The organism is Desulfoglaeba alkanexedens ALDC (assembly GCF_005377625.1).
In the GTDB taxonomy this organism is placed as follows: Bacteria; Desulfobacterota; Syntrophobacteria; order Syntrophobacterales; family DSM-9756; genus Desulfoglaeba; species Desulfoglaeba alkanexedens.
This window is the reverse complement of the sequence record NZ_CP040098.1, coordinates 872,002-884,941: the sequence shown is the minus strand read 5'-3', so window position 1 is coordinate 884,941 and position 12,940 is coordinate 872,002. Positions and strand designations below refer to the sequence as shown.

The following is a 12,940-nucleotide window of genomic DNA, read 5'->3' as shown; positions in this document are numbered from 1 at the left end:
AGACAAGCCCAATTCCGCTATCCGAATAAACGATTTCACAATAAAGGCCGCATTCCCGCTCCACGCCCAACCCCTTCTTCGAGACTCCGGAGGAACACCCATGACAGCAAAGGGCAGGATTCTCATCGTGGATGACGATCCGGATTTCGTGAAATCCACCAAAATGATGTTGCTTGCGGACGGATACGAAGTGGTCGCCGCCGGGGATGGGAAGGAGGGACTGAAGAAGGTTCAAGAGGTTCAGCCCGACCTGATCATCCTCGACATCATGATGGAAAGCATGTTCGAAGGTTTCAGCCTGCTCGCCTCTTTGAGGTCGGATCCCGCCTTTGCGTCGTTCAAAAACATCCCCATCCTGATGGTTTCGAGTGTCCGGGCCGATACCGGGTCCCGGTTCAGTTTCGAAGATCCGGAGGACATGGGGGGGCTCCCGGACCCCGACGACTACCTGGACAAGCCGTTCAAACCGAAGGAACTTCTGGAACGGGTGGCCGACCTGCTGCGGCGTTACCGTTCGAAGGTTTGAGCAGTCCCGGCCGGGCGGCAGCGGCGGGCCCATGGCCGCGGCTTCAAGACGCGTCGCGTCCGGGGGCGGCCTTGTGGTGTATTCACGTCGCCGGCGGGTGGCCGTGAACCGAGGGCGATGATGGTGAATCCCCCGAAAGTGCTGGTCATCGATGACGAAGAAATCGCCCGGGTGGCCTGCCGCCGAGTGCTGAGCCGTGAAGGGATCGAGGTTACGCTTGCCCCGAGCGGTCGTGAGGGGCTGGAGATACTGGCGCGCGACCCCCACGACCTGGTGCTGGTGGACCTCAAGATGCCGGAAATGGACGGCGTGGAGGTGGCGCGGCGCATTCACGAGTTGGATCCTTCCATCGTGATCGTCATCATAACCGGGTACGCAACCGTGGAAAGCGCCGTGGCCGCCATGAAACAAGGCGCCTACGACTACCTTCCCAAGCCCTTCACGCCGGATGAACTGCTGATCGTCGTCCGGCGCGGCCTCGAAAAGCGGCGCCTCGACCTGGAATCCCGGGCGCTGCGTGAAGAAAAGGCGGCGATCGAACGGAACTTCGTGACCATGGTGACTCACCAGCTCCGGTCGCCGCTGTCGGCGATCCTTCAATACTTCGATGTACTGCTGGAGGGCATCGGGGGGGAGCTTACGGAGGTCCAGCGGGAGATGCTGGAGCGCGCCCGCGAAAGGCTCCAGGGACTCCTGGAACTCATCAACGATTGGCTCGACATGAGCCGCATCCAGGAAGGGGACATCGTTCGGCGCCTCCGCCCGGTGGATCTGGCGGCCTGCGTGGATGAAGCGTTGAAGGGGCTGGAGTGGGCCGCGCGGGAAAAGGACGTGGCCATCCAGGTGCAATTGCCGGAAGATCTGCCGAAGATCCTGGCGGACCCCGGATCTTTCCGGGAGGTGTTGAGCAACCTCATTTCCAACGCGGTGAAATACAACCGGGAAAAGGGCGTGGTGGTGGTGCGGGCCGAAGCATGCCCCGGGGGCGTTTCCATCCAGGTGACGGACACCGGCTTCGGCATCGCCGAAACGGAACTTCCCTTCATCTTCGACCAGTTCTACCGTGGAAAGGACTCCCGGGTCCGCTCGCTCGAAGGGACGGGCCTGGGGCTCGCCATAGCTCAGAAGATCGTCCGGGCTCACGGGGGTTGCCTTCGGGTCCGTAGCGAACTGGGGCGGGGGTCGACCTTCGAGGTGATCGTTTCTGCGGCGGGCGGGGATAATGTGACAAATGGTACAAGGTGATCGACGCTGCGGCGCGAGCAACGCGGGGGGTGAGGCGGGACAAGGGCGGACCCGGGCGGCCCGGCCCGGGTTCAGGTGACAATGCACAAGTTTCCACTTGACCTGTGACGGTCATTTTGCATAGAAGCACGAACGACGCTCGATCGCCTTTCACTCCTCCCGCTACACTGCTGAGGACCGGTACGAACCTGCTGGAGGCACCACATGGAACGCAATCTTCAGGCCGTGGATGAGATCATCGATCAATGGGGGGCGAAGCCAGAATCCCTCCTCCAGATCATGCTCGACGTGAACCACCATTTCAATTACCTGCCTCGGGAAAGCATCGAACGCATTTCAAAGCGCCTGAGGATGCCCATCAGCCAGGTGTACAGCGTGGCGACCTTCTTCAAGGTGTTCAGCCTGAAGCCTCGCGGGCGGACCATTGTTCACGTGTGTACCGGAACGGCGTGTCACGTGAGGGGGGCACCGAAAATCCTGGACCGGGTGAAGCAGGACCTGGGGCTGAATCCCGGAGAAACCACCGAGGATATGGCTTTGACCCTGGAAACGGTCAACTGCGTGGGCGCGTGTGCTTCGGCGCCGGTGGTGGTGGTGGGCGGAGAAACCTACAGCGAGATGACGCCGAACAAGATGGCGGAGATCATCAAAGCGATCAAAGCGCAGAAGGCGGCGTAACGGGGCGGTCATGGAGCGGCTTAAAAGCATTCAGGACCTGGACGGACTGAGACAGCGGATCATCGAGAAGCGCAAAGAACTCCGAAAACGCATCCGGGTTTGCACGGGGACGGGGTGCCATTCCCAGGGAAGTCGGCGCCTTGTGGATGCGTTTCAGCAGGAACTGGAGTCCCGCGGCCTCACTCGGGAGTACATGGTCATTCCCACGGGTTGCAACGGGTTTTGCGCGTGCGGGCCCATCGTGGTGATCGAACCGGAAGAGGTGTTTTACCAGCGGGTGAAGCCCGAGCAGGTGAGGGCCATAGTGGAGCGGTCGGTGGTGGGCGACGAGATCATCGAGGAACTGCTTTACGTGGATCCGACCACGGGCGAGCGGATCGTTCACGAATTCGAGATCCCCTTTTTCGCCAAACAGAAGCGGCTGGTTTTCAAGGACACCGGGTCCAACTACGTCACCGACATCGAAGATTATATCGCCCGCGGCGGCTATTCCGCGCTGGCCAAGGTCCTTTCCGGTATGAAGCCGGAAGAGGTGATCGACGAGGTGAAGCGTTCGGGGCTCCGGGGGCGGGGCGGAGGAGGATTCCCCACCGGTGTGAAGTGGGAGTCGTGCCGGAGGGCCCACGGGGACATCAAGTACGTGATGTGCAACGCCGACGAAGGCGATCCCGGGGCTTACATGGACCGGTCGCTTCTCGAAGGAAACCCGCACCAGGTACTGGAGGGGATGATCATCGGCGCCTACGCCATCGGGGCCGTGGAAGGCTATATCTACGTGCGTTTCGAATACCCCATGGCCGTGAAGAACGCCGAATGGGCCATCAAGCAGGCCAAGGACTACGGGTTGCTGGGCGAAAACATCATGGGGACCCCCTTCGGCCTCGATATGCACGTGAATCGGGGTGGCGGCGCCTTCATCTGCGGGGAGTCGACGGCGCTCATGGCATCGCTTGAAGGCAAGGTGGGTGAGCCGCGCGGCAAGCATATCCACACCGTGGAAAAGGGCCTCTGGGGCCGCCCCAGCAACCTGAACAACGTGGAAACCTGGGCCAACGTGCCGCTCATCATCAACAACGGCGGCGATTGGTATGCCTCCATGGGGACGGAACGGAGCAAGGGCACGAAGATCTTCTCGCTGGTCGGAAAGATCAACAACACCGGCCTGGTGGAAGTGGCCATGGGGACTCCGCTTCGGACCATCATCTACGATATCGGGGGAGGCATTCCCGAAGGGAAGCGTTTCAAGGCGGTGCAGACCGGAGGGCCTTCCGGCGGCTGCATTCCCGAACGGCTCATCGATCTGCCGGTCGACTTCGAGAAACTCAAGGAAGCCGGGTCCATGATGGGTTCAGGAGGCATGATCGTCATGGACGAGGCGACCTGCATGGTGGACGTGGCTCGGTACTTCCTGAACTTCCTGGTGGAAGAATCGTGCGGTAAGTGCATTCCCTGCCGGGTGGGTGTCAAGCGCATGCACGAATTGGTGACCGACATGTGCGAAGGAAGGGCCCGGCCGGGGGACCTGGAGCGTCTTGAAGAGCTGTGCCACGCCATCCAAGAGACCGCCCTGTGCGGACTGGGAAAGAGCGCTCCCAACCCCGTTCTCAGCACGATTCAGTACTTCCGTGACGAATACGAGGCGCACATCTACGATAAGCGCTGCCCCGCCAAGATCTGCAAGGCGCTCATCACCTACGTCATCGATCCCGACAAGTGCACCGGCTGCGGGCTGTGCCGGATCAAGTGCCCCGAAGGCGCGGTGATCGGCGCCAAGAAAGAATGCCACTGCATCGACGAGGAGCTGTGTGTTCGGTGCGGGATTTGCATGGAAAATTGTAAGTTTGGGGCCATATATATTGAGTAGAGGGAAACTTTATGCTTCCAACGGCGCTTCTTATCGATTTTCTTTCGGTTGCTTCTTATCTCCTGGTGGGGGTTGCGTTTGCGGTCATCACTCTCATCATTTCGCGGCTCATCGTCCGCCGGGGGAAAGGGCTGTTCCGGGACGCCACTTATGAAAGCGGTATGGAAACCATCGGAAGCGCCTGGATCCAGTTCACGGCGGCGTACTACATTTACGCGCTGATCTTTCTCGCCTTCGACGTGGACGTTCTCTACCTTTTTCCGGTGGCGCTGGTCTACGGGGAATACGGGATCCGGGATTTTCTCGAAGTGGTGCTTTTTGTGGGAATCCTCTCTTTGGCCATTGTCTATGCGTGGCGAAAAGGAGTCTTTGAGTGGCGGAGCAAAGAGTAGAACCGGTTGTTCAGTTCGCCTTGCTGGAGGATTTGCTGAATCTGGCCCGGGCCAATTCGCTTTGGCCCATGACCTTCGGCATAGCCTGCTGCGCTATTGAAATGATGGCGGCCGGTGCGGCGAGGTTCGACCTGGACCGGTTCGGGGCCGGTGTGTTCCGGCCGTCGCCCCGGCAGTCGGACGTGATGATCGTGGCCGGAACCGTCGCCCGCAAGATGGCTCCGACCATCCGAAGGCTCTGGGATCAGATGCCGGACCCCAAGTGGTGCATCGCCATGGGTAACTGCGCCATCTCCGGCGGACCTTTCCAGTACGAGGGCCAGTACGCCATCGTGCCTGGCGTCGACCTCATCGTGCCCGTGGACATTTACGTTCCGGGCTGCCCGCCGCGTCCCGAGGGGCTGATTCAGGGCTTTCTGGCGCTGGAAGACAAGATCACCAAGGGAGAAAAACGCAATATCATCCGAAGGTTCACTCGAAAGGAAGGCAGGGTCTGAGGCATGGCCGCGAGGGAACGAATGTCCGAGGTACTGAAGCGGTGGGTGGGCGAGGAACGCCTCCGGCTGGAACCGGATTTTGAAAAGGGGGTGGTGCTTTCCGCCGAGGTTCCAAGGGACGTGCTGCACGAGGTGATGCGAACCTTCGAAACGGAAGGCTGGTACCTGGAATCGCTCACCGGACTCGACTTCAAGGATACGCTGGAGCTGGTTTATCACATGAACCGCTACGAACCGTCGGCGAGGATCGCGCTTCGGGTGCCGGTGCCCCGGGGTGAGGGTGTGCCGACGGTGAGCGATGTTTACCGTTCGGCCCTGTGGCTGGAGCGGGAGGTGTGGGAATTTTTCGGCATTGTGTTCACGGGCCATCCGGACCTGAGGCCGCTTCTTCTGCCGGAAGATGCGGATTTCCACCCCCATCGAAAGGATTTCGGCCGGGTTCACGCCCACCGGAGACGGGAAGAGATCTATGGCTGAACAGTCAGCGCCGCCGGTCCAACAGACGTACAGCCTCAACCTGGGCCCGCAGCATCCCAGCACCCACGGGGTGCTCCGGGTGCTCCTCACCATGGACGGTGAGTTTATCGTGGAGGCCGACCCCATCATCGGCTACGCGCACCGAGGCCACGAAAAGATGGCCGAAAGCCGGACCTACCTGCAGTTCATGCCCAACTGCAGCCGCATGGATTACCTGTCGGGCATGATCTACAATCACGGATTTTGCCTGGCGGTGGAAAAGCTGGCCGGTATCGTGCCGCCCGAGCGAGCCCGGTACATTCGGGTGATCTGCTCGGAATTGAACCGCATCTCCAGCCACCTCCTGTGGTTCGGAACCTTCGTGATGGACCTGGGGGGCTTCACGCCGTTTCTCTATTGCTTCGACGATCGGGAGCGGATCCTCGACATCCTGGACCGAGTGAGCGGGTCGCGCCTGACCTACAGCTACTGCCGTTTCGGAGGGGTTGCACGGGACATCGACGAGGTTTTCGTCCAAGCGACGCGGGACTTCATCCAGCGGCTCCGAAGCCGCTGGACGGATTACCACAACCTGGTTACCAAGAACGTGATCTTCATCCACCGGACCCGCGGCGTTGGGGTGATCGACCGGGAAACGGCCAGGCAGTTCGGCGTGACGGGGCCCAACCTGAGGGCCTGCGGGGTGCCCTTCGACATGCGGAAAGTGGAACCGTACGAAGTCTACGACCGGTTCGATTTCCAAGTCCCGACGGGGACACGAGGCGATGCCCTGGACCGGTACTGCGTCCGGCTGGAGGAAATGGAGCAGAGCTGCCGGATCATCGAGCAGGCCCTGGACCAGCTGCCCGAAGGGCCGCATCGGCTGGAGGGTTTGCGACTGAAGATCAAGCCCCGGCGCGGCGAAGTCTATTTCGCCTTCGAAAGCGCCAGGGGACTGACCGCCTACTACCTGGTGAGCGACGGCAGTGCCTACCCGTACCGCTGCCATGTCCGGGTGCCCAGCTACGGAAACCTGCACTGCCTCACCGAGGTCTTGAAGGAAACACTGGTCGCAGACGCCATCTCGATTCTGGGAAGCATCGACATCGTGGTGCCCGAAATCGATCGGTGAGGCGGTGAACGGGGGCGCCGGACCGCAACCCATGGAATCCCGAGGAGTGGATCACGCATGACGGAAACAGTCGCCACGAGCGCAGGATCGGATTGGCTCCGGATCATAATCGGCCTGGTGGTCGTGCTCATCTTTGCGCCGCTCAACGCGCTTCTCCTGGTGTGGCTGGAGCGGAAGGTGGCCGGTCACATCCAGTTGAGGCTGGGGCCCATGGAAGTGGGCCCCCACGGGTTGCTCCAGACCATCGTGGACGGCATCAAGCTTTTGGGGAAGGAACTGATCACGCCCAGCCGGGCGGACCGGATTCTCTTTCCGCTGGCGCCGGTGCTCGTGTTCATGCCGGTGTTGTTGGCCTTCCTGGTGCTTCCCTTCGGTCCCCAACTGGTGATCCGGGAAATGAACGTGGGGCTGCTCCTTATATTTGCTTTTTCAACTTTCACCGTGCTGGCCATTCTGACCGGCGGGTGGGCTTCCAACAACAAGTATGCTTTGTTGGGAGCGATCCGGTCGGTAGCCCAGAACGTAGCCTACGAGATTCCCCTGCTGCTGGCGGCCATGGCCGTGGTGTTCATGGTGCGTTCCTTCAACCTCTCCGAAATCGTGATGGCGCAGCACCGGGTCTGGTTCATCTTCCTGCAGCCCGTGGCGGGGCTCATCTTCTTCATCTGCGCCACGGCGGAAACCAACCGGGCGCCCTTCGACATTCCGGAGGCCGAATCGGAACTGGTGGCCGGGTTTCACACGGAATACAGCGGCATGCGTTTCGGGCTGTTTTTCCTGGCCGAATACACGAACATGTTCATTGTGTGCGCCGTGGCCGCCACGCTGTTTTTCGGCGGCTGGCACGGTCCCTTCGGTTTCGGTCTGAGGATCCCCGGGGTGGTGTGGTTTCTTCTGAAGACCTATGTGCTGCTCTTCGTGCTCATGTGGTTTCGCTGGACCTTTCCCCGGGTGCGTTTCGACCAGCTGATGAATTTTTCGTGGAAAGTGATGATTCCGTTGAGTCTCGTCAACCTGGTGGTCACGGCCGCCGTGCTCAAGCTGTTGTGAAAGCTTCGTTTCCGGGTGGTGCGTTTCCAACCCAAAGCGGAAGGTGGACATGGGGTACTGGAAAGAAATCGTTGAAGGTGGCTGGAGCCTGGTGGAGGGGATGCGGGTGACGGTGCGGCGGCTGGTGAAGCCCGTTGTGACCGTTCAGTATCCGCGCAAAAGGCTCGAGATGTCACCGGCCTACCGCGGACACATCGAGTTCGTCCGTTTCCCGGACACGGGCACCCATCGCTGTATCGCCTGCGGGACCTGCCAGCGCACGTGCCCCACAGGTGTCATCAAGGTCCAAGGGATCAAGGAACACGCCCGCGGCGGCAAGGTGGCGACCCATTACGTCATCGACTTCACCCGGTGCAGCCTGTGCGGGCTTTGCGTGGAATCGTGCCCGACCCAGACGCTCAAGTTTTCCCGCGAATACGAACTGGAAGGCGACTCGCGGTGGGACGGGGTGATCGACCTGATGGAAAGATTGGAGGACGGGCGGTGATGACGGCTGATTTCTTCACCCTGGGTTTCGCTCACACGGCGTTCTGGATCCTGGTTGGGATCGTCTTCGCGGGCGCGGGAATCGCGGTGTTTCCACGAAACATCATCTACAACATCCTGGGGCTGGTCCTTTGCCTGGCGGGAGTGGCGGGCCTCTACGTGTACCTGGGAAGCCTTTTCTTGGGGCTCATGCAGCTGCTGATCTATGTGGGCGCCATCTGCGTGGCCATCGTGTTCGCCATCATGCTGTCCCGCCCCCTGCACCTGGAAATGCCCAAACGAAAGATGCCGAAGATGGTCCTGGGCGGCTTTTCAGTGGGGATCTTCTTGGTTTCGATCGTGGCCGTTCTCTGGAAGACCGCGTGGCAGGCTGCACCGGAAAGAAGCACGGACTGGAGCATCACCACCATCGGCCACATGCTTCTCACCCGATACAGCCTGGTCTTTGAATTGATCTCGCTGGTGCTGCTGGTGGCCATCATCGGCGCCATCCTGACAGCCGGTTTCAGCCGGAGGTTGACTTCGTGAATGCGCTGACCGTCTATCTCGTCATCGCCGCCGTTCTCTTCAGCCTTGGGCTCTTCGGCGTGCTCATGCGGCGAAACCTCATCGCCATGCTCATTTCACTGGAGCTGATGCTAAACGGCGCCAGCATCAATTTCATGGCGTTCAATCGGTTTCTGGCCCCGGAGCCCGCCGTCGGGCAGATCGTCACCCTGTTCATTATGGGGCTGGCGGCGGCGGAAGCGGCCATCGGCCTGAGCATCATCCTGACGCTGTTTCGGCGGCTGCGTTCCATCAACATCGAGCGGGCCCGGCGGCTGGGCGGCTAGCGGGCCGTCCGAGAAGAAGAGACAGCGATCCATATCCACGGCTGGAGCGGCCTTGGCCGCGATGCGCATCTGTAGGAGCGGGCTTGCCCGCGATTCGCAAAACAGGCAATGCCGCGTTGACCTTAATCGCCGGCAAGCCGGCTCCTACCACAAAAGGGCTCAGGTTGAGCGTTGTGTCAACCGTTCGGGGGCGGAAGCGAAAGAGCCATCTTTTAACCCATAGAATCGCTGAAGGATCGACTCCATGACCTGGCTTCTCAAGGATCCCGTGCTCCTGGCGGCTTCTTCGTGTGCCTCGCTGCCGTTCATCGCCATGGCGGTCATCTTGATCGGTACGCGAAGGAACCCGAAGCTCTCCGCGGCCATTTCCATCGGAGCCGTGGCGACGGCGCTTATCGCGTCTTTGTATCTGCTGGTGACCCTGCGGCATGCTCCCGGTCCCGTGGAATACGAGGTGGCCTGGATGGTTTCCAGCGACATTCATATTCCGTTCGGTTTTCTGCTGGACCGTTTGAGTCTTCTGATGCTCGTCATCGTGGCGGCCATCAGCTTTCTGGTGCAGGTGTACTCATTGGGCTACATGGCCGGCGATCCCGGCTTCAGCCGCTACTATGCGTTCCAGTCGCTCTTCGCATGGGCCATGATGACCATGGTGATCGCACCGGGGATGCTGCAGCTCTACGTCTTTTGGGAACTGGTGGGGCTTGCGTCCTATCTGCTCATCGGCTTCTACTATGAAAAGTGGAGTGCGTCCCAGGCCGGAAAGAAGGCCTTCGTCATGACGCGCCTGGGCGATATCGGCTTTTTCCTGGGGATCATCACGGTGCTTCTGGGATTCGGAAACCTGGGGATCCTGGACATGAACGAGGCGGCGCAGGCCAACCGGATTCCGCAGCAGATCGTGACCCTGGGGGCGCTTTTGATCTTCTGCGGCGTTATGGGCAAGAGCGCCCAGTTTCCGCTGCTCACCTGGTTGCCCGACGCCATGGAAGGCCCGACGCCGGTGAGCGCCCTGCTGCATTCGGCCACCATGGTGGCGGCTGGCGTGTACCTCATGGGCCGCATCTTTCCGTTCTTTGCGGCCTCACCCGACGCCATGGCCGTAGCCCTGGTCATCGGGACGATCACTATGCTTCTGAGTTCGACCATGGCCATGGCGACCTATGACATCAAGCAGGTTTGGGCTTATTCCACGGTGAGTCAGCTGGGGTTCATGGTGATGGGCCTTGCCGCGGGGGGCTATTTCGCCGGCGTGTTCCACCTCACGACCCATGCGGGGTTTAAGGCGCTGCTCTTTCTTTGTTCGGGGATCTTCATCCATGAATATCACACCAACGACATGCGGATGATCGGGCGTCAGGGCGGGCGAAGGATGAAGGTACCTATGATCTGCATGACCATCGGGGCGCTTGCCCTGGCCGGGGTTTTTCCGTTTTCGGGCTTTTTCAGCAAGGAAGCCGTCATGGCCGCCCTGGCGGGTTCTTCTAACAAGCTCTGGCTGGCGGCGGGACTCTTCGGCGCGTTACTCACCGCCTACTACAGCTTCCGGTTGATCTTCTTCATCCTGTTTCCGAAAAAGGACGCCGCCCCCGACGACGCCCACCACGGCGACGGCCACGGCGAACACCACGGATACACCTACTGGGCCATGGCCTGGCCGGTGATGATCCTCGCCGGCGTCACCCTGGTGCTGGGGTTCAGCCAGCATTGGCTGGAACGTTTCCTGACCGAATGGACGGCGGCGGCCCACGGCGTCGAGGCATCTCATGCCGGGGTGCATGGTATCGGCCATTATGTGGTGCTGGCGACGGCGGTTTCCATGGGGCTTGCGGGAATCTTCTGGGCATACGTGGAGTTCGGCTGGAAGCGGGCGAAGCAGGAAGGCTTTCTCCGGCGTTATCCCCGCGTGGAAGCCTTCTTCGCCCGGCGATGGTACCTGGACGACCTCTACCGGCTGCTCCTGGATGCCCTGGTCTACTGCGGCCTGACGAACGCCTTCACCCGGAACGATCGCCGTGTGATCGACGGCGGCATCGACGGGATCTGTCGGTTCACCGTCGGAAGCGGGCGCTCCCTGAGTTTCCTCCAGTCGGGATGGCTGCAGTACAACCTTGTGATCATGGTCGCCGGCGTCGGGCTGATGGTTCTCTTCTTCGTCCTGTGACCGGCCGGAATGTTGCGGCCGGAACGGCTTCAGGCCGGCCGCCGATGCCGTACGGAACGGGTGCCGGGATGCCGGGGTATCCGGATCAGGGCCTCCCATGACGCAAACCTCATGAAAGAAGAATGAGCGGGCTTGCTTATGACTCCCATGGAACCAGCACAATTTCCGATCCTGAGCACGATCCTTCTTTCCACCCTGCTGGCCCTTCTGGTGATCCTGTTTATCCCGGAACACCGGACCAGGCTGATCAAGCAGGTGAGCCTCGGATTTTCGGCGGTGGGACTGATGCTGTGCATCGCGCTCTACTTCGCCTACGATACGGAAAAGGGAGGCTTGCAGTTCGTGGAGCGCGTGCTGTGGGTGAAGAGCCTGGGGATCTATTACTTCAACGCCGTGGACGGCATCAACCTTCCCATGCTGGTACTCACCTCCGTGGTGCTTTTTACAGGCGTTCTCACCATGTGGGAGCTCGAAAAGAGGGTCAAGGAGTACTTTGCCCTCACTTTCCTCCTGGTTGCGGGCGTCTACGGCGTTTTCATGAGTATGGACCTGTTTTTCATCTTTGTCTGGTACGACGTATCGCTCTTTCCCATGTACCCGCTGATCGCCATATGGGGCGGCACTCGGAAGGAATACGGGGCCATGAAGCTCACGCTGTACCTTCTGGCCGGCAGCGCGCTCATTCTTCCCGGGATCCTGTACCTGTGGGTGCTGGGTGGAGCCGGGACCTTCGATCTCTTCGAGTTGCAGCGGATCGGATTCACGGTGGAAGCCCAGCGGATCGCTTTCGTGCTCCTCTACCTGGGCTTCGGGATCCTCGCGGGTGTCTGGCCGTTCCACACCTGGTCGCCGGTGGGTCACGTGGCGGCGCCGACGGCGGTGAGCATGATTCACGCGGGCGTGCTGATGAAGCTGGGGGCCTACGGGATCCTGCGGGTGGGCATGACGCTGTGCCCGGAAGGCCTGGTCTACTGGGCGGACCTCATGGCGCTGCTGGCGACCATCGGGATCGTCTACGGCGCGTTCGTGGGACTGGCACAGACGGACCTCAAGTATGTCATCGGCTATTCCAGCGTCTCGCACATGGGGATCGTCGGGTTGGGGCTGGCCACCATGACGGTGGACGGGATCAACGGCGCTGTCTTCCAGATGTTTTCGCACGGCATCATGACGGCCCTCCTCTTCTCCGCTGTGGGTTACATCTACGACCGGACGCACACCAAGATGATTCCCGAATTGGGGGGGCTGTCTAAGACCATGCCGGTGGCGTCGGCGTTTTTCATCATCGCGGCCTTCTGCGGGATCGGGGTGCCGTGCTTGGCGAGCTTCTGGGCGGAACTGCTGGTGTTCATCTCGGCGGTGAAGACGTACCCGGTCCGCGGCGTATTTGCGGTCATGGGGCTGGTGGTGAGCGCCCTGTTCATGCTGCGAGTGGTTCAGAAGACCTTTTACGGGGAAAAGAACGAACGCTGGGAGCACATTCCGGATGTTCCGCTCTTTCTCGCTTCACCGCGCATCATTCTGGTGGGGATTCTGGTGTTCTTCGGCCTGTTTCCCCGGCTGATCCTGGACGTCATCCAAAGTGCGGTGGTTCCCTTTGTGAACAGCCTGTAGCGA

At 60.7% G+C, this 12,940-nt stretch carries 14 protein-coding genes; all 14 read left to right on the top strand.

What is annotated here, in order from left to right; translation table 11 throughout:
• Window positions 1-100 precede the first annotated feature (100 nt).
• The 14 genes from FDQ92_RS04265 (at window position 101) to FDQ92_RS04200 (ending at window position 12,937) form a co-directional block, all read left to right on the top strand.
• On the top strand, window positions 101-526 hold the full coding sequence (locus FDQ92_RS04265) for a response regulator transcription factor (RefSeq protein ID WP_137423429.1): 426 nt from the start codon (window positions 101-103) through the stop codon (window positions 524-526).
• A gap of 117 nt (window positions 527-643) precedes the next feature.
• Window positions 644-1,771, top strand: coding sequence for an ATP-binding response regulator (locus FDQ92_RS04260; RefSeq protein ID WP_137423428.1), 1,128 nt, complete (start codon window positions 644-646; stop codon window positions 1,769-1,771).
• Between the two features lie 204 nt (window positions 1,772-1,975).
• Window positions 1,976-2,449, top strand: coding sequence for an NADH-quinone oxidoreductase subunit NuoE family protein (locus tag FDQ92_RS04255; RefSeq protein WP_137423427.1), 474 nt, complete (start codon window positions 1,976-1,978; stop codon window positions 2,447-2,449).
• Window positions 2,450-2,459: 10 nt separating this feature from the next.
• On the top strand, window positions 2,460-4,313 hold the full coding sequence (locus FDQ92_RS04250) for an NADH-quinone oxidoreductase subunit NuoF (RefSeq protein WP_137423426.1): 1,854 nt from the start codon (window positions 2,460-2,462) through the stop codon (window positions 4,311-4,313).
• An 11-nt stretch (window positions 4,314-4,324) separates the two neighbouring features.
• Window positions 4,325-4,705, top strand: coding sequence for an NADH-quinone oxidoreductase subunit A (locus FDQ92_RS04245; protein WP_137423425.1), 381 nt, complete (start codon window positions 4,325-4,327; stop codon window positions 4,703-4,705).
• Window positions 4,687-5,202, top strand: coding sequence for an NADH-quinone oxidoreductase subunit B (locus FDQ92_RS04240; protein WP_137423424.1), 516 nt, complete (start codon window positions 4,687-4,689; stop codon window positions 5,200-5,202). Before FDQ92_RS04245 ends, FDQ92_RS04240 begins: the two co-directional genes overlap by 19 nt.
• Before the next feature lie 21 nt (window positions 5,203-5,223).
• A complete protein-coding gene (locus FDQ92_RS04235) occupies window positions 5,224-5,679 on the top strand; it encodes an NADH-quinone oxidoreductase subunit C (protein ID WP_170180181.1) in 456 nt (151 codons plus the stop codon).
• Window positions 5,672-6,790 (top strand): NADH-quinone oxidoreductase subunit D, encoded by a 1,119-nt coding sequence (locus tag FDQ92_RS04230; RefSeq protein WP_137423422.1) that lies wholly within the window; start codon window positions 5,672-5,674, stop codon window positions 6,788-6,790. The genes FDQ92_RS04235 and FDQ92_RS04230 overlap by 8 nt, the downstream gene beginning before the upstream one ends.
• Window positions 6,791-6,847: 57 nt before the next feature.
• Entirely contained in the window at window positions 6,848-7,840 is a 993-nt protein-coding gene (gene nuoH, locus FDQ92_RS04225; protein WP_137423421.1) for an NADH-quinone oxidoreductase subunit NuoH, read from the top strand.
• A 49-nt stretch (window positions 7,841-7,889) separates the two neighbouring features.
• Entirely contained in the window at window positions 7,890-8,327 is a 438-nt protein-coding gene (locus FDQ92_RS04220) for a NuoI/complex I 23 kDa subunit family protein (RefSeq protein WP_137423420.1), read from the top strand.
• Window positions 8,327-8,854: an NADH-quinone oxidoreductase subunit J family protein gene (locus tag FDQ92_RS04215; RefSeq protein ID WP_137423419.1), complete on the top strand. Its 528-nt coding sequence runs from the start codon at window positions 8,327-8,329 to the stop codon at window positions 8,852-8,854. Before FDQ92_RS04220 ends, FDQ92_RS04215 begins: the two co-directional genes overlap by 1 nt.
• Window positions 8,851-9,159, top strand: coding sequence for an NADH-quinone oxidoreductase subunit NuoK (nuoK, locus tag FDQ92_RS04210; protein ID WP_137423418.1), 309 nt, complete (start codon window positions 8,851-8,853; stop codon window positions 9,157-9,159). The genes FDQ92_RS04215 and nuoK overlap by 4 nt, the downstream gene beginning before the upstream one ends.
• A 244-nt stretch (window positions 9,160-9,403) precedes the next feature.
• Window positions 9,404-11,323, top strand: coding sequence for an NADH-quinone oxidoreductase subunit 5 family protein (locus tag FDQ92_RS04205; protein WP_137423417.1), 1,920 nt, complete (start codon window positions 9,404-9,406; stop codon window positions 11,321-11,323).
• A 138-nt stretch (window positions 11,324-11,461) separates the two neighbouring features.
• Window positions 11,462-12,937 (top strand): complex I subunit 4 family protein, encoded by a 1,476-nt coding sequence (locus tag FDQ92_RS04200; RefSeq protein WP_137423416.1) that lies wholly within the window; start codon window positions 11,462-11,464, stop codon window positions 12,935-12,937.
• Window positions 12,938-12,940: the final 3 nt, after the last annotated feature.